Source organism: Sphaerisporangium sp. NPDC049002 (genome assembly GCF_040649355.1).
Lineage (GTDB): Bacteria > Actinomycetota > Actinomycetes > Streptosporangiales > Streptosporangiaceae > Sphaerisporangium.
Window position 1 is genome coordinate 1 of the sequence record NZ_JBEZFH010000047.1, and the last position, 25879, is coordinate 25879.

A 25879-nucleotide genomic window follows, 5' to 3' on the forward strand; every position below is an offset into this window, starting at 1 on the left:
GGCGACGGCCCATCGGGCACCGGCGACCAGAAGGACGAGCCGGCTCCCCGACGTGAGATTCGGCTACGGCACCAACGGCTTCAGCAACCACCGCCTGGACGAGGCGCTCGTCGTGCTGGCCGACATGGGGTACGACGGCGTCGCGCTCACCCTGGACGCCGGGCACCTCGACCCCTACGCCCCCGGCCTCGGCCACGAGGTCGACCGCGTCGCCAAGCGGCTGCGCGACCTCGACCTGTCCGTGGTGATCGAGACCGGCGGGCGCTACGTCATCGACCCGTTACGCAAGCACCACCCGACGCTGCTCCACCCCCCGCAGGCGGCCGCGGCCCGCGTCGACCTGCTGCTGCGCGCCGTACGGATCGGCGCGGACCTCGGCGCGGAGGCCGTCTCCTTCTGGAGTGGGATCCGCCCTCCCGAGGTCGGGGAGGACGAGGCCTGGCGGAACCTCGCCGCGGGGGTCGCGGCCGCACTGGAGGAGGCCGGCTCCCGTGACGTCACCCTCGGCTTCGAACCGGAGCCGGGCATGCTCGTCGACACGATCGGGGCGTTCGAGCGCCTGCGCGAGCTGACCGGAAGGCCGGAACGGCTCGGCCTGACCCTGGACATCGGCCACTGCCGGTGCCTGGAGCCCGAACCAGTGCCCGACTGCGTGCGCAGGGCCGGGCCTCACCTGGTGAACGTACAGATCGAGGACATGCGGCGGGGCGTGCACGAGCACCTGGAGTTCGGCGAGGGAGAGATCGACTTCCCGCCGGTCCTCGCCGCACTGGAGGAGGCCGGGTACCGGGGCCTGGTCAGCGTGGAACTGCCCCGGCACAGCCACGCCGCACCCCTGGTCGCCGCGCGCTCCCTCCGCTTCCTGCGCGAGCTGGAGCCACCCGGCGACGCCCGGGGCCGGCGCGAGGGAGCCACGCCGTGAAGACAGGCCACGCCCTGCGGGGCGTCCGAGCCTTGAGAGGTGGGAGACGACGATGACCACGTCATACGTACCCGGGATCGCCCTGAGCGAGGAGGGCGCCCGCTGGCTGCGGACGTCCGCCGAACGGATCCGCGCCGACGACGGGGCGCTCGCCGCGCTGTTCCCTGCGGCCGGGCGGGCCTGCGGCCGGGCGCCGATCCCCGGTGAGCCGGACTGGACCGTCGACCAGGCGGTCCGGGCCGAGCTGCTGCTGGCGCTGTCCAGCAGGGGGGCGGCGCTCGGGCGGACGCTGTTCGACCTGTACGCCCACGGGGACGCCGCCGAGCGGCTCGCCGTGCTCAAGGGGCTGCCGGCGCTCGACGCGGACGGGCGGCTCGGCGACCACGGGCTGCCGATCGTGCGCGACGCGCTGCGCACCAACGACGCCCGCCTGGTGCGGGCCGCCCTCGGCCCCTACGGGGCGGAGCACCTGCCCGACCACTCCTACAGGCAGGCCGTGCTGAAGTGCGTGTTCATCGGCGTGCCGCTCGGCTCCGTGTCCGGCCTCGACCGGCGGGCGGACGCGGAACTGGCCAGGATGCTGGCCGACTACGCGCAGGAGCGCCTGATGGCGGGGCGCGAGGTGCCCTCGGACGTGTGGCCCCTGGTGGAACCCCATCCGGCCGTGCTGACGAAGGTCCGCGCCCTGCTCGCCGAAGGTCACCCGCACGCCTCCGCCTGATCGAAGAGGAACCCTCATGCGTATTTTCGACCCGCACATCCATATGACCTCGCGCACGACCGACGACTACGAGCGCATGTACGCCGCCGGCGTGCGCGCCGTGGTCGAGCCCGCCTTCTGGCTGGGCCAGCCGCGCACGTCCCCCGACACCTTCGCCGACTACTTCGACGGACTGCTCGGCTGGGAGCCCTACCGGGCCGCGCAGTTCGGGATCGTCCACCACTGCACGATCGCGCTGAACCCCAAGGAGGCCAACGACCCGCGCCTGCGTCCCGTGCTCGACCTGCTCCCGCGCTACCTCGCCAAGGACCGGGTCGTCGCGGTCGGCGAGATCGGCTACGACGACATCACCCCCGCCGAGGACGAGGCCCTGGCCCGCCAGCTCGCCCTGGCGATCGAGCACGACCTGCCGGTGCTCGTCCACACCCCTCACCGCGACAAGGCCTCCGGCACCCGGCGCACCCTCGACGTCGTCCGCGAGTCGGGCCTGCCGCCCGAGCGGGTGCTGGTCGACCACCTCAACGAGATGACGGTCGGCATGGTCAAGGAGAGCGGCTGCTGGATGGGCTTCTCGGTCTACCCCGACACCAAGATGGACGAGGACCGGATGGTCGCCATCCTCAAGGAGTACGGGGCGGAGCGGACGCTGGTGAACTCCGCCGCCGACTGGGGGCGCAGCGACCCGCTGAAGACCAGGGCCGTGGGCGACGCCATGCTCGCCGCCGGGTTCTCGGAGACCGAGGCGGAGACCCTCCTGTGGGACAACCCGGCCGCCTTCTACGGCCAGAGCGGCCGCCTGGACCTCACGGACGTGACCTCCGGCCAGGACTACGCCGGCAACAGCATCCTCCGCGGAGCCCCCCGTGACTAGCCGGATCGGAGCGTCGTCATGAGGTTCCTGCATCCGGACGGGTCGGTGGTCCACGTGGCCTACTGCACCAATGTCCACCCCGCCGAGGACGTGGCCGGGGTGCTCGGACAGTTGCGGCGGTACGCCGGGCCGGTGCGTGAAAGGCTCGGCGTGCCCCGGCTCGGGGTCGGGCTGTGGCTGTCGCGGCCGGTGTGCGACGCGCTGACGGCCGAGCCCGGTGAGGCCGTACGGCTGCGGGAGGCGCTCGCCGAGCACGGCCTGGAGGTCGTCACCCTCAACGGGTTCCCCTACCAGGGATTCCACGACTACGAGGGAGAGAGCGACGCCGGGTCGGCCGTGCCGGGGTCGCCCAAGCTGCGGGTCTACCATCCCGACTGGACCACCGAGGCGAGGCTCGACTACACGCTGGCGCTGGCACGCGTGCTCGCGGGCCTGCTGCCCGACGATGTCCGGTCGGGCAGCGTCTCGACCCTGCCGCTCGCCTGGCGCACCCCCTGGACGCCCGAACGCTCCGATGCCGCGATGCGCGTGCTCGACCGGCTCGCCGAGGGACTGGCGGAGGTGGCCGCCACGACGGGCCGTACGATCCGGGTCGGGTTCGAGCCCGAGCCCGGCTGCGTCGTGGAGAACACGACGCAGGCGGCGCGCCACCTCGGAGGGGCCGACCACGACTACCTGGGCGTCTGCCTGGACGCCTGCCACCTCGCCGTGCAGTTCGAGGACCCCGGCCAGGCGCTTGCCCGCCTCGCCGGGGCCGGGCTGCCGGTGGTGAAGCTCCAGGCCTCCTGCGCCCTGCAGGTCGACGACCCCGCCGACCCGGCCGCCCGCGAGGCGCTGGCGGCCTTCGCCGAGCCGCGCTTCATCCACCAGACCCGCGAACGGGGCGACGGCACGCCCCGGCCGGAGACGGGTCACGACGGCGAGGCGGCGGACCGCCCAGGCCACGGCGACGTCTCGCACGGGACGGACCGCCCAGGCCACGGCGACGTCTCGCACGGGACGGACGACCTCGGGGAGGCGCTCGGCGGGGAACTGCCGGGAGAGGCGCCGTGGCGGGTCCACTTCCATGTCCCGCTGCACGCGACGCCCGCCCCGCCACTGGCCTCGACCCAGGAAGTGCTCGACGAGACCCTGCGCGCGCTGCTCGCGGGACCCTCGGCGCTGACCCGGCACGTCGAGGTGGAGACCTACACCTGGCAGGCGCTGCCAGAGGACCGGCGACCCGAGACCGACGAGGCACTGGTGGAGGGGATCGCGCTGGAACTCGCCTGGATGCGCGACCGCCTCATCGACCTCGGACTGAAAGAGGAGACCCCGTGACGATCGGAACGAACGGCGCCGTGAGGCCGCTGGTGGTCATCGACGTGGTCGGCCTGACCCCCCGGCTGCTCGAATCCATGCCCAACCTGGGAAGGCTCGGCCGCCCGGCACCGCTCGGGACGGTGCTCCCGGCCGTGACCTGCTCGGTGCAGTCGACCCTGCTCACCGGAGCCCTCCCGCGTGACCACGGCATCGTCGGCAACGGCTGGTATTTCCGCGACCTCGGTGAAGTCCTGCTGTGGCGCCAGCACAACGCCCTCGTCGAGGGGCCCAAGATCTGGGACGACGCCCGCAGGGTCCATCCGGGCTACCGCGTCGCCAACATCTGCTGGTGGTACGCCATGGGCGCCGCCACCGACTTCACGGTGACGCCCCGGCCCATCTACCACGCGGACGGCCGCAAGGGCCCCGACTGCTACACCACCCCGCCGTCGCTGCGCGTGGACCTGACCCGGGAGCTCGGCAGCTTCCCCCTGTTCTCGTACTGGGGCCCCAAGGCGGGGATCGCGTCCAGCCAGTGGATCGTGGACGCGTCCAGGATCATGCTCGCCCGGGAGAAGCCCGACCTCACGCTCGTCTACATCCCGCACCTCGACTACGACCTCCAGCGGTTCGGCCCGTCGGGGCCCGAGGCGGTGGCCGCCGCCCGTGAGATCGACGCCGCGCTGAAGCCGCTGCTCGACGACGCGGACGCCATGGGCGCGGTGACGGTCGTGCTGTCGGAGTACGGCATCACCGACGTCTCCCGCCCGGTCGACGTCAACCGGGTCCTGCGCCAGGAGGGCCTGCTGTCGGTCTACCGGCAGGCCGGGATGGAGTACCTCGACCCCTGGACCTCGCGCGCGTTCGCCGTCGCCGACCACCAGCTCGCCCATGTCTACGTCAAGGACCCCGCCGACGTGGCCAAGGTGCGGTCCATCCTGTCGGCTCTGCCGGGCGTCGACGAGGTGCTCGACGAGGCGGGCAAGGCGGCGCACGGACTCGACCACGCGAGGGCCGGGGAGCTCGTGGCCGTCGCCACTCCCGAGTCGTGGTTCACCTACTACTACTGGCTCGACGACGACCTCGCCCCGGACTTCGCCCGGCTGGTCGACATCCACCGCAAACCCGGCTACGACCCCGCCGAGCTGTTCCTCAACCCCGAGGACCCGTTCGTGAAGGCCAAGGCCGGGATGGCGCTCGCACGCAAGACCCTGGGCTTCCGCTACACGATGCCGGTCGTCCCCCTGAACCCGGCCCCCGTGCGCGGGAGCCACGGCCGCCTCCCCAGCGACCCCCGCGACGCCCCCGTCCTCCTCTGCAGCGACCCGCTGGACCAGGACGCGTACGCCGCCACCGAGGTCAAGTCCCTGTGCCTGCGCCTGGCGGGGATCACGACGTAACCCCTCGCGAAGGAGCGACCGCCTCGGAAGCCATGCCCGGCATGGTTTCCGAGGCCCCCTCCGCTGGGCGATCCCGCTTGCCGTCCGGTCGTGAGCCTTGGTCGTACCAGGGCGGTCAGGTGCCGAGGAACCGGTCCACGTCGCCGCGACCCGGAGGGTCGGCACCCGGGCGGGTACACGTCAGGGCGGCGACCGTGATCGCGTCGTCCAGCACCGACGACAGCACCTCCGGGGCGACGGCGCGCAACGTATCCGGCTCGACCAGGTTCCTCCGTACCAACGAGGAGAGCAGGCCGGCCGTGAACGCGTCGCCCGCGCCGACCGTGTCCGCCACCCGTACCCTCGGGGCCGGCCGCTCGATCGCGACCCGCCGTGTCACGGCGAGCGCGCCCGCCGCGCCCAGGGTCAGCAGGACCAGGCAGGGGCCGGCGGCCAGCCAACGGCGGGCGACCGCGCCCGGGCTCTCCCCTGGGTACAGCCACGCGACGTCCTGTTCGCTGGCCTTGACGACGTGGCAGTGCGTGATCAGTCGCTCGACGTGTTCGCGTGCGGCCTCGGGTGGGCCGAGCAGCGCCGGGCGGACGTTGGGGTCGAAGCTGACCAGCAGCCCCGCCGTCCTGGCCGACCGCATCGCGGCCTCGACCCGCGCGGCGCCCGGTGGCAGGAAGCAGGCCAGCGAACCGGTGTGCAGGACCTGGGCGGCGGCGGGAAGCGGCTCCAGTTCGCCCTGGGCCCACTGCCAGTCGGCGGTTCCTGTGACATAGAAGTCGTACTCCGCCGAACCATCGGGCGTGAGTCCGACGACCGCCAGGCTGGCCGGTTCGCCGGCCTCCACCGCGCGGGCCAGGTCGACGCCGCTGGCCTCGGCGTGCTCCCGCAGCCGCCGGCCGAACGCCGACCGGGACAACCGCGCGAGCAGGCTCACCTGCTCGCCGAGCCGCGCCAACCCGACCGCGACGTTGAGCGGGCTCCCGCCGGTATGGGCGGTGTACCGTCCATCGTCGTCCTGGATGAGATCGATCACCGCTTCACCGACTACCGCCAACACGACGCCGCTCCCATTCTGTCCGTGGCCGGTTTCCCGGTATCGGGGGCCGGATGCCCGATTATGGCGGCGACGCGTCCAGAGGGAGTCCGTCTTCCAGGTACGCCGTCCGCCCGGCGCGGAGCGCGGACGTCGCGGCCCTGATCCGGCGGGCCGGCCGCGGCTCCAGCGGGACACCGTCCATCTCGTCGGCCGCGACGAACTCGAACCGCTCCAGCTCGTCCGGGCACAGCCGGATGCCGGGGACCTGCTCGGTGGAGAGCATCCCCGCGTCGAAGACGAACATCAACCCGCTGTCCCATGGCGGGCGGGGCGGAACCCAGTCGACGCAGAGCAGGCGTCCTACCGGAAGTTCGAGGCCGAGCTCTTCTTCGAGCTCGCGAGCACATGCCGCGAACGGCGACTCGTCCGCCTCCAGCATCCCGCCCGGGATGTCCCAGTGGTCCTTGTAGGTGGGGCACACCACCATGATCCGCTCCGCCTCGTCCCGGATCAGCGCCCCCGACGCCGACCGCACCCGTGGAAGTCCGGCGATGAACGAGATGTCGGGACTCCTGCCCTCACCCGCCCGCCGTTCCTGATCGGCCCTCTCCGGGAACACGCTCATACCGCGATGCACCTCTCTTCGGAGTAGTCGCCCGTCGTCGACGTGCTTCACCGGTACGGCCTCACCACCGGTGTCCGCGTCGACGGCGGTTGTTCCCTGGGGCCTGCCCGTTCACTCATGGGGCGGTGGCGGCGGAGCGTGCGCGGAGGTGCTTGAACAGCCCTCAGGTCGCGCCGCTTCGCGACCGGTCGAGCGTTCCTCGCCGGGAACGGACGAGCTCCACGAGCGAGGGGCCGCCGCGAAAGCACCACAGGGCGATGACCGGGTCGGCGCCGGGGCGGTAGAACGGGCGCATGTTCCTTCTCTCGTCGAGGTCGGGAGCGCCACCGACGCTAACCGGGCCGCCGACCCGCCTCCCAGTGGCATTTCCGACGCGCATCACCGGGATACCGCCATGCGGCTGACGAGGAGGCTCATCTGTCGCGGCAGGTCCGGAGCCTTGGCGGGATACGCGCGGATGGGTACCGTTCCGCCCCTGCACACCGTGGCCGTCCTCGCCCTCGACCAGGTGATCCCCTTCGACCTGTCCACCCCGATCGAGGTCTTCACCCGCACGCGGTTGCCGGACGGTCGTCCGGGCTACCGGGTGCGCGTCTGCGCCGAGCGTCCGGAGGTGGACGCCGGCGCGTTCACTCTGCGCGCCCCGTGGGGGCTGGACGGGCTGGAGGGCGCCGACACGATCGTCGTTCCCGGCACTGCGACGCCGATGAGCCCGCTGTCACCGGCCGTCAACGACGCCCTCAAAGCCGCCGCCGCACTCGGCACCCGTGTCGCCTCCATCTGCTCGGGCACCTTCCCCCTGGCCGCCACCGGACTGCTCGCCGGCCTGCGTGCCACCACCCACTGGGCCGTGGCCGACCGGCTGGCCGCCGCGTACCCGGACATCGAGGTGGACCCTGACGTCCTCTACGTCGACAACGGGCAGATCCTCACCTCCGCGGGTGCCGCGGCCGGGCTTGACCTGTGCCTTCACCTGATCCGCCGTGACTACGGCTCCGCCGTGGCGGCTGACGCCGCCCGGCTGTCGGTCATGTCGCTGGAGCGCGAAGGCGGGCAGGCCCAGTTCATCGTCCAGCCGCTCCCGGCCACGACCCGAGGTTCCGCACTCGAACCCCTGCTCACCTGGGTGCAAGCCTCCCTGTCCCGCGACCTGACCGTTGCCGACCTCGCCGCCCAGGCCGGAATGAGCCCCCGCACGCTGATGCGCCGCTTCCGCGAGCAGACGGGCACGACCCCGCTTCAATGGCTGCACCGCGCCCGAGTCCGCCAGGCCCAGCACCTGCTGGAGACGACCGACCACACCGTCGAACGCATCGGCGCTCAGGTCGGCTTCGCCTCTCCCACCGCCTTCCGCGACCGCTTCAAGCGCGTCACAGGCGTCAGCCCCCACACCTACCGGCGCACCTTCCGCTGAACCGGCGAGGCGTCACGCGCGGGCGCCGCCTCACTGGTGCGGGGACATGTGGCGCAGGCCGTTCTCCAGCAGGGCGAACGCGTGCGCGGCGTCGCTCACCGCGCCTGGGTGACGCGCCTCGGCGGACTCGCCCGACGCCAGCTGTTCGGCGTCGAGCGTCAGCGACCATTGCACCGCGACGAGTTGGGCCGAAGCCAGCCGGGCGGTGAGCGGCGGGACGTCCGCCGTCTCGCGAGGTGTAGGAGGGCCGGGCAGGTCAGGCGGGCGCCGGAGCGGGTGGGAGGGCCTGGGGTGACCCGCATCGGCTTGTACGTCAAAGGCTCATGGCCCGGCCCCTGCCAACGCCACCACAGGATCCTGACCGAACGTTCTGTGTACAACCCCGTGCTCCCGGAGACGCGATAATCGAGGGATGTCGATCTTCCTGGAGACCAACCGACTGACGCTGCGTCGCTTCACCGATGCTGACGAGGACAACCTGGTTGAACTCGATAGTGATCCTGAGGTCATGCGCTTCCTCAACGGTGGCAGGCCGACTCCCCGCGAGGAGATCCGCTGCCAGGTCATGCCAGCACTTCTCGGCTGCTACGAGCGATTCAAAGGTCTCGGGTTCTGGGCGGCGGAGGAGAAGGCCACCGAACGGTTTCTGGGCTGGTTCCACTTCCGACCGCGCAAGGACGAACCACGTGACGGCGAGCTCGAGCTCGGCTATCGGTTACGCAGGTCGGCGTGGGGCAAGGGCTACGCCACCGAGGGGTCGCGTGCATTGGTCGACAAAGGGTTCACCGAGTTGGGAGTGGAACGGGTGCTCGCAGAGACGATGACGGTCAATCTCGGCTCCCGGCGCGTGATGGAGAAGGTCGGCCTGACACTCGTACGCACCTTCCACCGCGACGGGCTGGACGCCATCGAGGGCTTCGAGCATGGCGTGGTCGAGTACGCGCTGGCCAGAGCTGATTGGGAACGTGAGCATCGAGAGATTCGCTAAGAACTCGCCGGCCTGATCGAGTTCCGCACTTAACGGAACAGCCGGTTCGCACGCAAGGCCATGAGGTCCACTGTCCCCTCGCGTGGTGCGCGATCCGGTGCCCCTCAACACGCGGTGTTCCTCCTGGCAAGGAGGACGGGCGAACGCGTCCTAGGGTAAGAGCGTCGCGGATGTTCGCAGGTGGGGAGTGCCGGTGGGGGAATACAGCGTGCGGGTCGCGGGGGACGCGGACATGCCGGGCGTGCGGGAGGTGGCCTCGCACTTCGAGCTTCTGGACGACTGGGAGGGCATGCCGGACTTCCTCGACGCCGAGCGGGAGTTCGGGACGCTGCTCGTCGGCGAGGTCGACGGGCGCGTCGTGGGTTTCGGCGGGGTGATCCGCCGGGGCGAGGTCTCCCACCTGGGTGACCTGTTCGTCCTGCCCGACCATCAGTCGTCCGGGATCGGCCGGACGATCCTGAGCCGGTTGCTGCCGTCCGACACGCCGCGGGTCACGTTCGCGTCGGACGACCCGAGGGCGCTGGGGCTGTACATAAGGCAGGGGATGCGTCCGGTGTGCCCCCTGATCTACCTGATCCACCATCCGGGGGAGGATTCCGGGCCGCGAGGGTCCGGGGTACGGGATGAGAAGGCGCCGGACGGGCCGTCCGCGCGGGGACCGTTGGCCGGGCCCCGGGCGGAGGCCGGCGGACCGTCCAGTATGCGGGAGGCCAGTATGCGGGAGGCCGGTGTGCGGGAGGCCGTGAAGCTGGACGCCCGGATCTCCGGGGGTGACCGGGCCGGGGCCCTGGCCTGGTACGCGGGCCTTCCGGGGGTGACGGTGCACGTCACCGGCGGAGGGTACGCGTTCGCCCGGCGGACCGTCGAGGACCTGGAGGTGGGGCCGGTGGGTGGTGAGACCCCGCAGGACTGCGCCGACGCGGTGTTCGCGGCGGTCGCCGCGCATCCGGGTGTCGACGAGGTCCAGGTCGCGGTGCCGGGCGTGCACCCGCTCCTGCCCCGGTTGCTGGACGCCGGCTGGGAGATCGACGACATGGACACGTTCATGTCGACCGAGCCGGGCCTGGTGCGGCTGGACCGCTACCTCCCCCATACCGACCTTGGATAGGCCCTCTACACGGCGACCAGCCAGCCCCCGTCGACGGTCAGAGTGTGGCCGGTGACGTAGGCGGACGCGTCGGAGGCGAGGAAGATCACGGCCCCGGCCAGATCGCCCGGCTCTCCGACTCGGCCGAGCGGGATGTGCGTCCTGACCAGTGACTCCTCGACGTCCTTGGTGGGCAGCAGGTCCGAGGTCATCGCGGTGCGCATGTATCCGGGGGCGATGGAGTTGACCCTGATCCCGTACTTGCCCCACTCGTAGGCCATGTTCTTGGTCACCTGGACGACGGCGGCCTTCGAGGCGTCGTACACCGAGGAGCGCTCGCCGTCCACGACGAGGCCGCCGATGGACGACACGTTGACGATGCGCCCGCCGCCGCGCTCGCTCATCCGGCGCGCCGCGCGCTGGGCGACGAAGTACGTGCCGCGCAGGTTGATGGAGAGCGTGGTGTCGAACTCCTCCGGTGTGGCGTTCAGCGCGTCGTTGCGCAGGGAGACGCCCGCGTTGTTCACCACGATGCCGGGGCACTCACCGGCGGCGTCGAGCGCGTCGAACGCGCTGTCGATGCTCTCCAGTGAACGGGCGTCCATCTCCAGCGGCAGGCAGTCGACGCCGTTCTCCTCAAGGTACGCGCAGCACCGGCGGGCGGCGTCGAGGCTGACGTCCGACGCGACGACCCTCGCGCCGGCGGCGCCGAGCGCGAGGGACTGCGCGCGCCCCAGCCCTCCGGCCGCGCCGGTGACCAGGGCCGTCAGGCCGTCCAGTGAGAAGAGGCCGTTCGGGGAGAACAGGGTGTGCGGGGCGGAAGTGGTGGTGGCCGGCATTTCGCGGAACTCTCTTTCGAGCCAGGCCCGCCTGGGTGGCTTACAGGCCGTAGTTGGTGAGGATGTCGGCGATCTGCTGAGAGTCGTGCAGCACGTGCTTGCGGATGTGCTCGCTGGCGGCCTCCGGATCCCCCTCGGCGATCGCGGCCGCCAGAGGGCGGTGGTCGACGCCGGTCCAGTCGGGGGTCTCGACCACCTTGGAGCAGAAGTACCACTGCCGCAGCGCGAGGTTGAAGTGGATCTCAGCCGTGGTCGCGAGGTAGTCGTTGCGCGTCATCTGGTACATGCTGCGGTGGAACGCCGCGTCGAGGTCGATGCACTGCTGCAGGTCGTCGGTCTCGTACTGCCGCTCGGAGATCTCGGCGAGCCGCTCCTTCTCCGTGCGTGAGCCCCGGCCGCACGCGAGCGCGGCCGAGAGCCCTTCGAGCTGGAGCCTCAGCTCCATGACGGACCGCGAGTCCTTCAGCGCGATGTCCGTGGCGAACGTGCCGCTGCGCGGATAGATCACGACCAGCTTCTCGAACTCAAGCCTCCGGATCGCCTCGCGCACCGGAGACGTGCCGACCCCGAGGGCGGTACGGAGCTCGGGCTCGCTGAGCCTCTCTCCGGGCATGATCTCCACGCGCACCAGTCGCGACCGCAGCCTGGCGGTGGCGGACTCGCTCAGCAGACTGCTGGCCGATGGCTCGCCGGCGCCCGTCTTGGCGTTGTCGCCGACGTAGGCAGAACACACTTTGCGACCTCTCCGCACGAGGCCGCCCGTAGGGACGGGCCACCGCGTGCACGACTCTCAGCGGCTGTTGGTCAGAGGGAACGGGCCTCGCCGGGGTCGTGCGCGGTGCTCGCCAGCACATCGTCGACGACGGTGGAGATGCCGTTCTCCACGGTGCAGGCGTAGTCGCCCACGGAGTACTCGCCGCCCAGGACCTCCACGATCTTGAGGCTGACACCGTTGACGGAGAGCGCGGGGCCCAGCTCGACCTCGGCGGGCCCGAAGGTCTTGCGCTGGAGCGCGAAGTCCCTGGAGGTGTCGCGGGAGATGATCTCGAAGGTCGTGAAGCCGGGGCCGTTCGCCTCGGGGAGAGCGTGGACCTGCAAGTGGGGGTACATCGTCATGTCTGCCCAGGACTCGTTCGAGTAGCCGTCGTCGGAGGTCATCGAAATGCCGAAGATCAGGCTACCGGCTCTGCTCACCGTGCCCGCAACGGCGTTCCCGTCCTCGACGAGCCCGATCTCGCCGTACTGCTTGGGATAGCCCCACACCTCACGGCCGAACGCCACGCTCCACGGCTGGTCCTCGAACTCGAAGAAGTAGGTGACGCCCACGTGGTCGCGGTACCGCACGGGGATCACCACGCCGGAGTCGTAGAAGGGACCCGGGGTGGCGTTACCGAAGTCCGCGATCTGCACCACGAACCGGTCGTCGGCGAGTTCGAACGGGGTCGGCTCCAGCAGTGCTTCGAGGTTCGCCCGGTCGCCCCGGCAGTAGACCGACAACGTCCGCAGATCCTTGGACCAGTACGGCTGGTCGCCGCTCGGGTAGCCGAGGTAGGCGAAGAAGTTCTTGACGTCGTAGTTCTGCTTCATGATTGAGATTCCTGTTGTCGTGATGTGGTGACAGGCCCGCCGGGACGGTCAGTTCCGGCCGGCCTCGTGGATCTTGCGAAGGAACGTCCGCAGTTCGGGCGCGCGAGGAGCGTCGAAGATCTCCTCTGGGGGGCCCTGTTCGAGGATCCTGCCCCTGTGCAGGAAGCAGATCTTGGAGGAGATCTCGCGGGCGAAGGGCATCTCGTGGGTGGTCATCATCATCGTGATGCCGTCCTCGGCCAGCTCGCGGACCAGGTTGAGCACCTCGATCACCAGCTCCGGGTCCAGGGCCGAGGTGATCTCGTCGAGCAGCAGGACCTCGGGCCGCATCAGCATCGCGCGTGCGATGGCCACGCGCTGCTGCTGGCCGCCCGAGAGCTGGTCGGGATAGGCGCCGACCTTCTCTTTCAGGCCCACGCGTTCGAGCATGACCCTGGCCTCCGCCTCGGCCCGCTCCTTGGTCGCCACCCCGGCGCGCACGGGCGTGAGCGTGCAGTTGCGCAGCACGCTCATGTGCGGGAAGAGGTTGAAGCTCTGGAAGACGATGCCGACACGGCGGCGGAGCCTGACGAGGTCCACGCCCTCCCCGGAGATGACGTCGCCGCCGAGCGAGATCCGCCCGCCCTGGATCGCCTCAAGCCCGTTGACGCATCGCAGCAGCGTCGACTTCCCCGACCCGGAGGCACCGATCAGGGTGACCACCTCGTGCCGGTCGACGGCCAGGTCCACCCGGTCGAGCACCGTGGTGTCGCCGTACCTCTTGGTCACCTGGTCGAGCTCGACGAATGCGCTCCCCACCGGCTCAGCCCCCCTTCTTCTTCGTGCTCGACCTGGCGAGCATGTAGTCGACGAGACGGGTCTGCGGGATGGTGACGAGCACGAACAGGACGCACACGGCCGTCACCGCGGAGAGGTTGAAGTCGTTCGCCGAGTAGATCTTCGCCTGGCTGAACGCGTCGATGATGCCGACCACGATCACCAGCGAGGTGTCCTTCTGCAGCCCGATGAACGTGCTCAGCATCGGCGCCGCGATGTTGCGCGCCATCTGCGGCAGGATGACGAACCTGAGCACGTCGGGCTGGGAGAGTCCCATCGACAGCGCCGCCGAGGTCTGGCCCTTGTTGATGGACTCGATGCCCGAGCGGTAGAGCTCGGCGTTGTAGGCGCTGTAGGTCAGGGCCAGCGCCACGACCGCGTACAGGATCGGGCCGCCCTCGCTGAGGACCGGCACCTCCGTGATCGGGAGCCCGAAGCACACCAGGTAGATGAGCACCACGGACGGGATGCCGCGGAAGACATCGATGTAGGCGACGCACAGGGCGCGCACGGGCCAGAACCCCTTGCCGGGGAGCAGCCTGCCGACGGCGAGCACGAGCCCGAACAGCATCGCCAGGACCTGCGCGCCGAGGGCGATCTCGACGTTGACGAGCAGCGCCCTGCTCATGTCCGCCATGCTCTTCGCCATGAACTCGGGGTTGAAGAACGTCTTCTGCACCGCGCCGTCGTTGGTGAAGACGAGCAGGCCCACCAGCGAGACCAGCACGACGAAGCCGGTCAGCCCCAGCGAGGCGATCGAGGCGTTCCTCGACCGAGCGGCGGCCTCGCGCGCGGCGACGTACCGCTTGGCCTCCCATTCCTGCTCCGACAGCCTGCCGCGCCGGTACGCCGCCAGCAGCGGGCCGCCCACGATCGCGGCCGGCAGCACGAGCCCGAGGACCACGCGCGGCGGCCCGCCGATGGTCATGGTCGCGCCGGCCAGCTGGTAGCAGAGCACCAGGGCGAGCAGGGCCAGGACGGCGGCGCCGTTGAGGTACCCGCGCGTGCTCAGCGGGCGGGCGTACGCCACGGCCGTGCCGCCGGGCGCTTCCCCGCCGGAGGTCCGCGCGCGGGAGCCCCGGACGCTCATGCTCAGGCCGCCCAATCGGGAAGCGCGTTGGGGTCGCCGCCGAGGATCGGGTTGAGCCACTTGTTCATGATCGCGTCCAGGGTGCCGTCCTTCTTCATGTCGGCGATGATCTGGTCGACGACCTGGACGTTCGGCGATCCCTTCGGGAAGAGCGGGGCGACGTCGCCGCCGACCGGGTACTGCCCGATCACCTTGAGCTTGCCGCCCGAGCTCGCGGCCCGCGGCATGACGGTGGCCGTGTCGTTCAGGGCGGCGTCGATCTGGCCGGCGAGCACGGCGTTGAAGAGGTCGTCGTTGGAGTTGAACACCCGCACCTGCTTGGGCTTGAGGGTGTCCTGGACGAATTTCAGCTGCACCGAGCCGGCGAGCACGCCGACGGTGGCGTCCTTGATGGTCGCGGACGTGAGGGCCGAGCCGGGCTTCACCAGCACCCCCGAGTGGTAGGTGTTGTAGGGAGCGGAGAAGTCCACGACCTTGCGACGCGCCGGGGTGTCGTAGATGTCCCACACCGCGAAGTCGAAATCGGATGACTTGGCGGTGACCAGGGCCTCGAACGAGGCGTTGACCAGCTTGATCTTCTTCAGGCCCGCGCGGTTGGCGATCTCCGCGTCGAGACAGTACATGTACCCGCCGTCCACGCTCTCCAGCGTGTTGCCCCGATAGCCCGCCGGATAGGGGAGCGACGCGGCGACGGTGAGGGCGCCCTCCCGCATGGTGGTCAGCTTGTGGATGGGCGGGTTCTCGGTGACCTCGCACTCTCCGAAGGACGACCCGCTCTTCGCGGAGGTGTCCTGGCCGCCGCCGCAGCCGGCGAGCACGAAGAGCGCGGCCGCCACGGCCGCCGCGCCGCTGATCTTGAACGGCTTGTTCACGCTGCACCTTTCCCTGGTTGGTCTGACCGCAGCGCCGTGGACCCCCGGCTCTGCGCTTCACTCAAGTTGATATTTATCTAAAATGTCAGTGATGTTCGGGTGACATTACACAGGTGTTCTAGGTTGTGCCAGTGTGGGCGAAGTGTCCGTTATGGAAATGAGCTGTGCCACCTGGCCTACGGGTGCGGCGGACAACCGCGGCGAAGCCTGAAATGATCAGACCCGACCGCATGCCACCAGAACCCCGCTCACCGGTGGCGTCCCGACCTCCACGACGAAGAGTGCTCTCATGGCAGATGAAAAGCCCTCCGCGCAGATCGACACCACGACCCCGCATTCGGCCAGGGTGTGGAACTACTGGCTGGGCGGTAAGGACAACTACTCCATCGACCGGCAGGTCGGCGACCAGGTCCTCCAGGTGTACCCGGGGATCGTGGACGTCGCCCGGCACTCGCGGGCCTTCCTGGGCCGGGCGGTGCGGCACCTGGCCGGCGAGGCAGGGATCACCCAGTTCCTGGACCTCGGCACCGGGCTGCCGACGGTCGACAACACCCACGAGGTCGCCCAGCGCGTCAACCCCGCCTCCAAGATCGTCTACATGGACAACGACCCGCTGGTGCTGGTACACGCCCGCGCCCTGCTGACCAGCACGCGGGAGGGCGTGTGCGACTACGTCGACGCCGATGTCCGCGATCCCGCGTACGTCCTCCAGCAGGCGGCCCACACCTTGGACTTCACCCGGCCGATCGCGCTGATGATGCTGGGCATCCTGGGCAACGTGTGGGACGACGAGGAGGCGACCGCGATCCGCGACCACCTGGTGGCGGCGCTGCCGCCGGGCAGCTACCTGGTCCTGGAGGACGGCACCAACGCCGTCGACCCCGAGGCCGCCGCCCAGGCGGAGAAGACCCGCGCCGAAGCGGGCGACCCCTACAAGCTGCGCACCCCGCAGCAGATCGCCGCCTACTTCGACGGCCTGGAACTGCTGGAGCCGGGCGTGGTGTCGGTGTCACGCTGGCGGCCCGAGGCCACGCCCTGGGGACTGCCCGACGAGGTCACCGCCTTCTGCGGCGTCGCCGCCAAGCTGTAGACGAGCGGTGGAGCCGCCCTCCGGGAGCGTCCCGCAGGGGCCTCGCCGCCGGTGATGACATGGACGGCCGGTGATGCGTTCCATCCGGTGGAATACGAAGGTAAAGCCAGGGTACGGTCCCGATCATGGCCGATTCGGAGAAGCCGGGACGATTGGTGGCAGGGCGCTACCGGCTTGAGGAGCCGCTGGGGCGCGGCGGCATGGGGATCGTCTGGCGGGCCTTCGACGAGCTCCTCGGGCGGGGGGTCGCCGTCAAGGAGCTGCACTGCATCAGCGGGCTCACCGCCGAGGAGCGCGAGATCTTCACCACGCGCACGTTCCGTGAGGCCAGGGCCGCGGGGCGGCTGAGCCATCCCGGTGTGGCGGCGGTGTACGACGTGTTCGAGGAGGCCGGGCACCCCTGGATCGTCATGCAACTGGTGCCCTCCCGGACGCTCGCGTCCATCGTCGCCGAGGAGGGTCCGCTGCCGCCCCGGCGGGTCGCCGGGATCGGCGTGCAGGTGCTGGCGGCACTGGGCGCCGCTCACGCGGCGGGCGTGCTCCATCGGGACGTCAAGCCGGACAACGTGCTCGTGACCAGCGACGGTGACGCCGTGCTCACCGATTTCGGCATCGCGACGCTGGAGGACGACTCCCCGATGACCCGGACGGGCGTGCTCATGGGCACGCCCGCGTTCATCGCCCCCGAGCGGGCGGCGGGCGGCCAGGCGGAGCCGGCCTCGGATCTGTGGTCGCTCGGCGTGACGTTGTTCCTGGTGGTGGAGGGCAGGTCGCCGTTCCACCGGGGTCACGCCCTGGCCACGCTCGCCGCCATCATGTGTCGCGATCCGGCGCCGTTCTCCCTGGCCGGCGCGCTGGCCCCGGTGATCGAGGGGCTGCTGGTCAAGGACCCGGCCGAGCGGATGACCGCCGCCGAGGCGGAGCGGGGGCTGCGGGCGGTCGCGAGCGGGCAGGCACCCGAGCCTGTACGGACGGCGGCCAGGGGCCCGTCCACACCACCGGTAGGACCTGCGGCAGGGGGCTCTTCCACGCCACCGGTATGGACGGCGTGGGGGCGTTCCGTACCACCGGCTGTGGCGGGTGGCGGGCGGCGGGACCTCGTGGTCAGGAGCGCGGCCCTGGCCGTGTTCGTGGGCCTGGCGGTGGGCGGGGTGGCGTATGCGACGGCGTCCGGGCCGGCTCCCGGGCTGGCTCCCGGGCTGGCCGCTCCCGGCGTCGGCACCCCCACCGTGACGGTGTCGGCGATCCGCACCGTCACCCCCGGGCCCAGCGCGCGTCCGGTTGTGACCGATCAACCCACGACTCAGCCCACGACGGTGCCGGTCGCCGGCAGGGAGACGCGCGAGCCGTCCACAGGGGCTCCGCCTTCCAAGGCACCGGTCACGTCACCCACAGGCTCCGGCCAGAGCAACGGCAACGGCAACGGCAACGGCAACGGCTCGAACGGGAACCACTACGGCTGGACCAAGAACAAGAAGAAGAAGCCGAAGAAGGTCACGTCCGCCGGGAACGGCAAGGGCAACTGATCTCGCCCGGGCGCCCGCCGGCGCCCGAGCCGGCCGCCCAGATGATCGCCGGTCGGCATGGCGTGGTCGATCGGCGAGGCGTGGGTGGTGGTGTTCGAGGCGGCCAGGGCGAGTCAGGTGGTGAGGAAGTCCTTGACGACGGGGGCGACGACGGCGGGGACTATGTGGTGGGTCTGGCCCGGCAGGGAGACGAGCCGGGCGTGGGGGAGGGCCTTCGCGACCGTCCGCGCGGCCTCGCGCATCCCCTCGGGGCTCTCCTCGCCGGCGATGACGAGCGTGGGCACGGTGACCGCGGCGGCCAGTTCGGCCGGGATCGACCCGTCACCGGTGATGGTCACCTCGTAGACGAGGGTGTGCGCCATCTTCTCCAGCGCGGCGCGGAAGGGCGCGTCGCGCAACTGGACCACGACCTCGGCGGGAATCCCGACCACCTTCGCCTGGAAGTACTCGACCGCGTCGCCGCGGCGCCCGGCCGACACCAGCTCGGACAGGCGCGCCGCGGCGTCCTCGGTGGGCGCGGGCGCGCTCCCGGCGGTGAACGGCGGCTCGTACAGCGCCAGCCTTGTGATCGCGAGCCCACGGGCCGCCGCTCTCATGGCCAGGACGGCGCCGGAGGAGTACCCGAACACCGCCGCCGATCCGCCCGCTTCGGCGATGAGGGCGTCCAGGTCGTCGATCTCGCGGTCGACCGCGTACGGCGAGGTGTCCCCGCTGTCGCCCCGGCCACGGCGGTCGTAGGTGAAGACGGTGAAGCCGGGTGCGAGGGCCTCGGCCAGCGGCGTGCCCGCCGACCGCTCGTTGAACGCGCCGACCACCATGATGAGCGGCGGCCCCTCGCCCACCCGGTCGTACGCGATAGGGGTGCCGTCGCTCGAACGCACCTTGTTCATGGGGATCACTTCCATTCGTGAACGCGTGGGCCCGTCCCACCGGCGGACAGGTCCGCCGGTAGGATCCGGTCGCTCTCCCGATCGGGCGTCTCGGCTCGGCCTGCCCATCACAGCGGTGAGCCTATCCGCTCGGTGCTTCACCAGGGACGACGCTCACCTCGCGGGGAGCGAGCAGGTGTTGGCCAGGTCACCGGAGGCGGGGCGGGGGAGGGTCGCGTCGGCGGGTGGCGCGTCGCCGCGCGTGGTCCAGCCCTCAAGGGCGGTGAAGGCGCTGCGGAAGCACGGCAGGATCGGGCGCAGCAGGCCGGGGAAGGCGTCGTAGAGTCCGTCGACGTGGTTGCCGCCCTCGACCCGGTAGTAGCGGTGAAGCGGGTCGCGTCCCTTCGACCTGATCAGCTTCTCGTAGACGTCGGAGTCCTCGCCGATGGGCAGCAGCGTGTCCAGCGTGCCGTGCAGGGTGATGAGGGGCCGCCCGATGCGCCCGGTGAGGGCGATGCGCCCGACGGCCTTCTTCACGGCACGGGGCCGGGCGGCGTAGTCGTAGTCGGTGTCGCACCCCGGCGTCCCCGAGGCGCAGTACGGCGTGCCCGCCTCGGTGGCGCCGTCGTAGGTGGGGTCCAGTTCCTCACGGTAGAGCCGCTGCGTGAGGTCCCAGTAGACCTTGTAGTGGTAGTCCCAGAGCGGCTCCGAGCCGGGGGCGAAGCCCGCGGCGATCATCGCGTCGTGGGCGGCGGGGTCGCCGGTCGCGGCGTACGCGGGGTAGGCCCGGAGCGCGGCGGGCAGGGAGGTCATCAGGTTCGGCCCGTTCTCCCGCCAGAGGGCGCCCTCCCAGTCGACTCCGCCGCTGTACAGCTCGGGGTGGTTCTCCAGTTGCCAGCGCACGAGGTAGCCGCCGTTGGAGATCCCGGCCGCGTACGTCCGGCGGGGCGCCCGGCCGTATCGCTGCGCCACGACCGCCTTGGCGGCGCGGGTGAGCTGGGTGACGCGGTCGTTCCACTCCACCAGGGCGTCCCCGGGCTTCACGCCGTCCTGGTAGAACGTCACGCCGCTGTTGCCCTTGTCGGTCGCGGCGTACGCGTACCCCTGGGCGAGCACCCAGTCGGAGATCGCGAAGTCGTTGGCGTACTGCCGCCGGTTGCCGGGCGTGCCCGCGACCACCAGGCCGCCGTTCCAGCGCTCGGGCAGCCGGATCACGAACTGGCTGTCGTGGTTCCAGCCGTGGTCGGTGTTGAACGTCGAGGTGTCGGGGAAGTAGCCGTCGATCTGGGCGCCCGGCACGCCGGTCGGGTTGGTGGCGCCCGCGGGGGCGAGCCCGGCCCACTCGGCGGCGATCGAGTGCCCGGACGCGACCGTGCCCGCGGTGGTCAGGTCGTCCAGGCACGCGGAGATCTGCTTCTCCGCTCCCGGCACCCTGACGCGCTCGACGCCCGCGCAGCGAGCGGCGGCGTCTGCGGCGGACACCGGCCCGATCAGGGAGGCGCCGATCACGGCGGCCGTTGCCAGGCCCAGTAGCCGGCCACGCCGGCGTCGGGTGGATCGCATGGGGACTCCTCAGATGGCGTGCGACATGCTGTTGATCGAGTGACCGCAATGGTGGTCATCCACTGTGAGCCAGGCCACGTACGCGACCTCCACAATTCACCCCTCCGATATGTCGGGCGCGCCCATGTGCCCGGCCGACGAAGCTCCACAGGGGGCGCGGCGACCATCCCGGAGGCGCGCGCCGGTGGGCCTGCGCCATATGGCCGGGCGACGAAAAGACGGTCCCACCAGCGTCGCGGCCCGGGGACCCACGGAGAGTGTGGGCCGCCGCCGCCTTCCGGCCGCGCAATATGTGCCCCTGCCACATGGAACCCCTTCCCGGGCTCGCTTAGTGTCCGCGTCACAGCGACTTCGTCCGTTAACGCCAAGGTGACCTGGACGAAACCATCGGACGACGCCGGGATGAGCCACGAGGAGGCCATATGGACGGTCCCGTCCTGCGGGCGAAGGGCCTGGCGAAGGAGTTCCGGGGCTTCCGCGCCGTCGACGGGGTGGACCTGGACATCGCGGAGGGCAGCGTGCACGCGCTGGTCGGGCCCAACGGCGCCGGCAAGACCACGCTGTTCAACCTGCTGACCGGCTTCCTGAAGCCGAGCGCGGGCCGCATCCTGCTCGGCGAGCGCGACCTGACCGGCAGGCGCCCGGAGCAGGTCGCCCGACTCGGGGTCGCGAGGTCCTTCCAGATCACCAGCCTGTTCCCGCAGATGACCCCGCGCGAGCACGTCGAGCTGGCGCTGGCGGGCGCCACCGGGATCACCTGGCGGTTCTGGCGGTCGCACCGGCTGCTCGACCGGTTCCGCGGCCGGGCGCTGGAGCTGCTGGACCAGGTCGGGCTGGCCGGGCACGCCGAGATCCCGGCGGGCACGCTCGCCTACGGCCACAAGCGCGCCCTGGAGCTGGCCCTCGCGCTCGCGCTGGACCCGAAGGTGCTCCTGCTGGACGAGCCGACGGCCGGCATGGGCGTCGAGGACGTCGACCGCACGGTGGAGCTGGTCAGGAAGGTCCGCGACGGGCGCACGGTCGTGATGGTCGAGCACAACATGAGCGTCGTGTCCAGCCTGGCCGACCGGGTGACGGTCCTGCAGAGCGGCCGCGTGCTGGTCGAGGGCCCGTACGCCGAGATCCGGCATGACCCCCGCGTCATCAGCGCCTACCTGGGAGACGCCAATGCCGAGCACTGACACCGGCCCCGAAATCAGCCCCGAAACCGGCCCCGAGAGCGGGACCCACGCCGGCCCGATCCTCCGCGTCGGCGGCCTGTCCGCCTGGTACGGCGAGGCGCAGGTGCTGCGGGAGGTGTCGATCGAGGTGGGGAAGGGCGAGATCGTCACGCTGGTCGGCCGCAACGGCGCCGGCAAGACGACACTGCTGCGCTGCCTGATGGGCCTGCAGGGCCGTTACGCGGGGGACATCGCCTTCCTCGGGACGGACATCACCCGGCTCCCCGCGGACCGGCGGGCGCGGCGGGGCCTCGGGTACGTGCCCGACGACCGCGGGGTCTACTCCACGCTCACGGTGGAGGAGAACCTGACGCTGCCGCCCGCCGTCGGCCCGGACCCCTGGCCGCTGGCGCGGGTGTACGAGACCTTCCCCCGGCTGCGGGAGCGGCGTTCCTTCCCCGGCACCAAGCTCTCCGGCGGCGAGCAGCAGATGCTGGCCCTCGCCCGCGTGCTGCGGATGGGCGCGCGGCTGCTGCTCTGCGACGAGCCGACCGAGGGACTGTCCCCGCTGATCGTCCAGCAGATCGGCGAGATCCTGCGCGAAGTGAAGCGGCAGGGCACGACCGTCCTGCTGATCGAGCAGAACGTGCACTTCGCCGCGACGGTCGCCGACCGGCACTACCTGCTCGCCGAGGGCCGGATCGTCGAGTCCCTGGACAACGACGAGATGCGGGCCCGGGAGCACGAGCTCCTCGACTACCTCGGCATCTGATCCGCACCCACTGGATCGGCGGCCCCGGACCTGATCCGGAACATCCCGGATCGGCCGTCCCGGAACCCACCCGAAGAACCGACAGGAGACCTACATGAGAGCTCTGGGCCGAGCGGCCGCCGTGGTGGCGGCGGGAGCCACGATCGCCGGTTGCGCCGGCGGACCCGGCAGCGGGGGGAGCGGGGACAAGATCAGCGACGGCAAGGTGGTGCTCGCCGTGCTCAACGACCAGTCGGCGATCTACGCCGACCTGTCGGGCAAGAGCAGCGTCGAGGCCGTCAACATGGCCGTCGCCGACTACAGGGCGAAGTACGGCGACAAGGCGGTCGCGAAGGACATCGAGGTCCTGTCCGCCGACCACCAGAACAAGCCGGAGGTCGCCAACTCCAAGGCGCAGGAGCTCTACGACCGCCAGCACGCCGACGTCATCCTCGACGTGCCCTCGTCGGCGGCGGCGCTCGCGGTGGCGGGGGTCGCCAAGGGCAAGAAGAAGATCTTCATGGACATCGGCGCCGCCACCACCGAGCTCGAAGGCGCCCAGTGCAACAAGTACACGTTCCACTACGGGTACAACACCTACATGCTGGCCCACGGCACCGGCGAAACGGTCACCAAGGACGGGTCGAAGAACTGGTACATCGTCTACCCGGACTACGCCTTCGGGCAGGACATGCAGAAGAACTTCACCGCGGCCGTGAAGGGCGCCGGGGGCACGGTCATCCAGAGCGACCCCGCGCCGTTCCCGAACGACAACTTCTCCACGTTCCTGCTGAAGGCGCCGGGTCTCAGCCCGAAGCCCGAGGTGCTCGGCACCATGCAGGCCGGCGGTGACCTGGTCAACCTGGTGAAGCAGTACAACGAGTACAAGCTGCGCGACAAGGGCATCGGCCTGGCGGTCGGGCTCATGTTCATCACCGACATCCACTCGCTCGGCCCTGACGCGCTCGCCGGCACCAAGTTCACCGACGCGTGGTACTGGAACACCACCCCCGAGAACCGTGCCTGGGCCGACAAGTTCCAGGCCAAGGTCAACAAGCGGCCGAGCTTCCCCAACGCCGCGAACTACTCCGCCGCCACGCAGTACCTGGAGGCCGTGCAGCGCGCCGGGACCGACGGTTCGGACGCGGTGGTCAAGGAGCTGGAAGGCTTCAAGTTCCAGGACGTCTTCGCCCGGAACGCCACGATCAGGGCCCAGGACCACCTGCTCCTGCACGACGTCTCGCTCGCCCAGGTGAAGCCGTCGAGCGAGGTCAAGGAGCCCTGGGACTACGAGAAGATCCTCAGCACCATCCCCGCCGACCAGGCCTTCCTGCCCGCCGACCCCGCCTGCATGCTCTGAGCCCGTCCGGGCGCGGCCACCCCGCGCCCGGGTTCCGAGCCCCGGCCGGGGTACTCCGGCCGCACGCCCCACGGCGGGGCCGCCCGCCCCCGCCCGTCCCCTTGGAGGTCACCGTGCTTCAACAGGCGTTCAACGGCCTGGTGGGTGGCGCCTTCTACGCCCTGCTCGCCCTCGGCCTCGCCGTCATCTTCGGCATGCTGGGCGTCGTCAACTTCGCCCACGGTGCCTTCTACATGCTCGGCGCGTTCGGCTCCTACGTGCTGCTGGACTCGTTCGGCGTGAACTTCTGGGTCGCGCTGGTAGCGGTCCCCATCGTGCTCGGCCTGGCGGGCATCGTGCTGGAGCGGCTGTTCATCCGGCGGCTGGCGCCGCTGGACCCGCTGTACAACTTCCTGTTCACCTTCGGCCTGGCGCTGGTCCTGCAGGACCTCGTCAAGCGGGAGTACGGCGTGCAGTCGCAGCCCTACCCCCGCCCCGAGCTGCTGTCGGGCACCGTCGACCTGGGGTTGTTCGGCTACCCGGCCTACCAGGTGTTCGTGCTGGCCGTCTCGGTCGTCGTCTGCGCCGCGGTCTGGGTGGTCCTGACCCGCACCCGCGTGGGCATGATCGTGCGCGCCGCGACCGAGCGGCCCGAGCTGACGCGGGCCCTCGGCATCGACGTCGGACGCTGGGTCACCCCGGTCTTCGGGTTCGGCATCGCGCTGGCCGGGCTCGCCGGAGTGCTCGCCGCCCCGATGCGCGCGGTCAACCCGCTCATGGGAGGCGACCTGATCATCACGGTCTTCGCGGTCGTGGTCATCGGCGGGCTCGGGTCGATCTTCGGCTCGGTGGCGGCCGGTTTCGCGATCGGGCTGATCTCCGCGCTCGGCAACCTTTACATACCCGCCCTGTCCCAGACGCTGGTGTTCATCCTGATGGCCGTCGTGCTGCTCTGGCGGCCCGCCGGCCTGTTCGGGCGCGAGGAGGCGCTGTCGTGATCCTTTCCCGGCTGGCCGCGAGGCCGATCCTGCTCGTCGCCGGGCTGTTCCTCGCCCTGGTCCTGCCTTGGATGGTCTATCCTCCGGTGGCGCTGGACATCGCCTGCTGGGCGCTGTTCGCCGCCGCGCTCGACCTGCTGCTCGGCTTCACCGGGCTGCTGTCCTTCGGGCACGCAGCGTTCTGGGGCGGCGCCGCGTACGTCTCCGGCCTCATCGCGCTGCACAGCGGGCTGCCCTTCCCGGTCGCCGTGCTCGGCGGCGCGGCGTTCGCGGCCGTGCTCGCGGTGCCCATCGGCTACCTGTCCGTACGTCTGCGCGGCATCTACTTCGCGATGGTCACCCTGGCCTTCGCGCAGATGGTCTACTTCGTGGTCAACCAGTGGCGCGACCTGACGGGCGGCGAGAACGGCCTGCAGGGCGTCCCGCGCGAACTGCTCGGCCTGGACCTGTCGGACTCGTTCGTCTTCTACTACGCCGGGCTGCCCCTGGTCCTCATCGGGTTCGTCTCGGTGTGGCGCGTCGTCCGATCGCCGTTCGGCAGGGTCCTGGTCTCGATCAGGGACAACCCGGCCCGCGCGCGGGCCCTCGGCTACCCGGTCCAGCGCTACAAGCTCCTGGCCTTCGTCCTGTCGGCCGGGCTGTCCGGGCTGGCCGGGGGGCTCTTCGCCATCGGCCACGGCTTCGCCTCGCTGGAGAGCGTGTACTGGACCACGTCCGGGCAGGCCGTGATGATGGTCGTCCTCGGCGGCATCGGCACGCTGTGGGGCGGCGTCATCGGCGCGGCCCTGGTCGTCGAGCTGAACGACTACCTGGTGACCGCCGGGTTCGAGGGCATCGGCATCGTCACGGGCACGATCTTCGTGGTCGTGGTGCTGGTGTTCCGGCGGGGCATCTGGGGAACGGCACGCCACCTGCTGGAGGCGCGCTCCGGTGGCCGCCGGCCCGGGGAGCCCGGCTCCGCGGGCGCTCCGAACGGGGCGCCCGCCCCCAGTCAGGGCGTCGGCTCGCCGGTGTAAGCCCTG

27 protein-coding genes are annotated in these 25879 nt (G+C 70.9%); 15 read left to right on the plus strand and 12 right to left on the minus strand.

The window, feature by feature from the left end:
* From AB0B89_RS12720 to AB0B89_RS12740, 5 genes are all read left to right on the plus strand, one after another.
* The coding region (locus AB0B89_RS12720; RefSeq protein WP_358551648.1) for a sugar phosphate isomerase/epimerase family protein at positions 1–922 on the plus strand (922 nt) is incomplete at its 5' end.
* Positions 923–974: 52 nt separating this feature from the next.
* On the plus strand, positions 975–1643 hold the full coding sequence (locus tag AB0B89_RS12725; protein ID WP_358551650.1) for an EboA domain-containing protein: 669 nt from the start codon (positions 975–977) through the stop codon (positions 1641–1643).
* Positions 1644–1659: 16 nt separating this feature from the next.
* Entirely contained in the window at positions 1660–2514 is an 855-nt protein-coding gene (locus tag AB0B89_RS12730; RefSeq protein WP_358551652.1) for a TatD family hydrolase, read from the plus strand.
* A gap of 18 nt (positions 2515–2532) precedes the next feature.
* A complete protein-coding gene (gene eboE / locus AB0B89_RS12735) occupies positions 2533–3834 on the plus strand; it encodes a metabolite traffic protein EboE (protein WP_358551654.1) in 1302 nt (433 codons plus the stop codon).
* On the plus strand, positions 3831–5216 hold the full coding sequence (locus AB0B89_RS12740; protein ID WP_358551656.1) for a nucleotide pyrophosphatase/phosphodiesterase family protein: 1386 nt from the start codon (positions 3831–3833) through the stop codon (positions 5214–5216). The genes eboE and AB0B89_RS12740 overlap by 4 nt, the downstream gene beginning before the upstream one ends.
* A gap of 115 nt (positions 5217–5331) precedes the next feature.
* On the opposite strand, the gene AB0B89_RS12745 is transcribed toward AB0B89_RS12740, so the two are convergent.
* From AB0B89_RS12745 to AB0B89_RS12755, 3 genes are all read right to left on the minus strand, one after another.
* Positions 5332–6264, minus strand: coding sequence for a carbohydrate kinase (locus tag AB0B89_RS12745; protein WP_358551658.1), 933 nt, complete (start codon positions 6262–6264; stop codon positions 5332–5334).
* A gap of 58 nt (positions 6265–6322) precedes the next feature.
* Positions 6323–6868, minus strand: coding sequence for an NUDIX hydrolase (locus AB0B89_RS12750; RefSeq protein ID WP_358551660.1), 546 nt, complete (start codon positions 6866–6868; stop codon positions 6323–6325).
* 163 nt (positions 6869–7031) lie between these two features.
* Positions 7032–7163: a hypothetical protein gene (locus AB0B89_RS12755; RefSeq protein WP_358551662.1), complete on the minus strand. Its 132-nt coding sequence runs from the start codon at positions 7161–7163 to the stop codon at positions 7032–7034.
* A gap of 162 nt (positions 7164–7325) precedes the next feature.
* Between AB0B89_RS12755 and AB0B89_RS12760 the strand changes: the two genes are divergently transcribed.
* Positions 7326–8282, plus strand: a complete 957-nt coding sequence (locus tag AB0B89_RS12760) for a helix-turn-helix domain-containing protein (protein WP_358551664.1) — start codon at positions 7326–7328, stop codon at positions 8280–8282.
* 30 nt (positions 8283–8312) lie between these two features.
* Here the strand turns inward: AB0B89_RS12760 and AB0B89_RS12765 are convergent, their stop codons facing one another.
* The gene (locus AB0B89_RS12765) at positions 8313–8456 is read right to left on the minus strand and encodes a hypothetical protein (RefSeq protein WP_358551666.1); all 144 of its coding nucleotides are present in this window, start codon (positions 8454–8456) and stop codon (positions 8313–8315) included.
* A gap of 238 nt (positions 8457–8694) precedes the next feature.
* On the opposite strand from AB0B89_RS12765, the gene AB0B89_RS12770 reads away from it, so the two are divergent.
* Together AB0B89_RS12770 and AB0B89_RS12775 are read left to right on the plus strand one after the other, a co-directional pair.
* Positions 8695–9270, plus strand: coding sequence for a GNAT family N-acetyltransferase (locus tag AB0B89_RS12770; RefSeq protein WP_358551668.1), 576 nt, complete (start codon positions 8695–8697; stop codon positions 9268–9270).
* Positions 9271–9463: 193 nt separating this feature from the next.
* On the plus strand, positions 9464–10378 hold the full coding sequence (locus AB0B89_RS12775) for a GNAT family N-acetyltransferase (RefSeq protein WP_358551670.1): 915 nt from the start codon (positions 9464–9466) through the stop codon (positions 10376–10378).
* 5 nt (positions 10379–10383) lie between these two features.
* Here the strand turns inward: AB0B89_RS12775 and AB0B89_RS12780 are convergent, their stop codons facing one another.
* From AB0B89_RS12780 to AB0B89_RS12805, 6 genes are all read right to left on the minus strand, one after another.
* Positions 10384–11196: a glucose 1-dehydrogenase gene (locus AB0B89_RS12780; protein WP_358551672.1), complete on the minus strand. Its 813-nt coding sequence runs from the start codon at positions 11194–11196 to the stop codon at positions 10384–10386.
* Between the two features lie 40 nt (positions 11197–11236).
* Positions 11237–11929: a GntR family transcriptional regulator gene (locus tag AB0B89_RS12785; protein ID WP_358551674.1), complete on the minus strand. Its 693-nt coding sequence runs from the start codon at positions 11927–11929 to the stop codon at positions 11237–11239.
* Positions 11930–12000: 71 nt separating this feature from the next.
* Complete coding sequence (locus AB0B89_RS12790) at positions 12001–12783, minus strand: acetoacetate decarboxylase family protein (RefSeq protein WP_358551676.1); 783 nt, start codon at positions 12781–12783, stop codon at positions 12001–12003.
* A 48-nt stretch (positions 12784–12831) separates the two neighbouring features.
* Positions 12832–13581 (minus strand): amino acid ABC transporter ATP-binding protein, encoded by a 750-nt coding sequence (locus AB0B89_RS12795; RefSeq protein ID WP_358551678.1) that lies wholly within the window; start codon positions 13579–13581, stop codon positions 12832–12834.
* 4 nt (positions 13582–13585) lie between these two features.
* Positions 13586–14689: an amino acid ABC transporter permease gene (locus AB0B89_RS12800; protein ID WP_358551680.1), complete on the minus strand. Its 1104-nt coding sequence runs from the start codon at positions 14687–14689 to the stop codon at positions 13586–13588.
* A 2-nt stretch (positions 14690–14691) separates the two neighbouring features.
* The gene (locus AB0B89_RS12805; protein WP_358551682.1) at positions 14692–15561 is read right to left on the minus strand and encodes an ABC transporter substrate-binding protein; all 870 of its coding nucleotides are present in this window, start codon (positions 15559–15561) and stop codon (positions 14692–14694) included.
* Between the two features lie 289 nt (positions 15562–15850).
* Between AB0B89_RS12805 and AB0B89_RS12810 the strand changes: the two genes are divergently transcribed.
* Complete coding sequence (locus AB0B89_RS12810; RefSeq protein ID WP_358551684.1) at positions 15851–16651, plus strand: SAM-dependent methyltransferase; 801 nt, start codon at positions 15851–15853, stop codon at positions 16649–16651.
* A gap of 125 nt (positions 16652–16776) precedes the next feature.
* Positions 16777–18177, plus strand: coding sequence for a protein kinase (locus AB0B89_RS12815; RefSeq protein ID WP_358551686.1), 1401 nt, complete (start codon positions 16777–16779; stop codon positions 18175–18177).
* Between the two features lie 113 nt (positions 18178–18290).
* Here the strand turns inward: AB0B89_RS12815 and AB0B89_RS12820 are convergent, their stop codons facing one another.
* A complete protein-coding gene (locus AB0B89_RS12820) occupies positions 18291–19082 on the minus strand; it encodes an alpha/beta hydrolase (protein ID WP_358551688.1) in 792 nt (263 codons plus the stop codon).
* 138 nt (positions 19083–19220) lie between these two features.
* Positions 19221–20609, minus strand: coding sequence for a tannase/feruloyl esterase family alpha/beta hydrolase (locus tag AB0B89_RS12825; protein WP_358551690.1), 1389 nt, complete (start codon positions 20607–20609; stop codon positions 19221–19223).
* Positions 20610–21031: 422 nt separating this feature from the next.
* Between AB0B89_RS12825 and AB0B89_RS12830 the strand changes: the two genes are divergently transcribed.
* The 5 genes from AB0B89_RS12830 (at position 21032) to AB0B89_RS12850 (ending at position 25873) form a co-directional block, all read left to right on the plus strand.
* The gene (locus AB0B89_RS12830) at positions 21032–21790 is read left to right on the plus strand and encodes an ABC transporter ATP-binding protein (RefSeq protein WP_358551692.1); all 759 of its coding nucleotides are present in this window, start codon (positions 21032–21034) and stop codon (positions 21788–21790) included.
* Positions 21777–22541 (plus strand): ABC transporter ATP-binding protein, encoded by a 765-nt coding sequence (locus AB0B89_RS12835; protein ID WP_358551694.1) that lies wholly within the window; start codon positions 21777–21779, stop codon positions 22539–22541. Before AB0B89_RS12830 ends, AB0B89_RS12835 begins: the two co-directional genes overlap by 14 nt.
* 94 nt (positions 22542–22635) lie before the next feature.
* Complete coding sequence (locus tag AB0B89_RS12840; protein ID WP_358551696.1) at positions 22636–23880, plus strand: ABC transporter substrate-binding protein; 1245 nt, start codon at positions 22636–22638, stop codon at positions 23878–23880.
* Positions 23881–23993: 113 nt separating this feature from the next.
* On the plus strand, positions 23994–24857 hold the full coding sequence (locus AB0B89_RS12845; RefSeq protein ID WP_358551698.1) for a branched-chain amino acid ABC transporter permease: 864 nt from the start codon (positions 23994–23996) through the stop codon (positions 24855–24857).
* The gene (locus AB0B89_RS12850; protein WP_358551700.1) at positions 24854–25873 is read left to right on the plus strand and encodes a branched-chain amino acid ABC transporter permease; all 1020 of its coding nucleotides are present in this window, start codon (positions 24854–24856) and stop codon (positions 25871–25873) included. Before AB0B89_RS12845 ends, AB0B89_RS12850 begins: the two co-directional genes overlap by 4 nt.
* Positions 25874–25879: the final 6 nt, after the last annotated feature.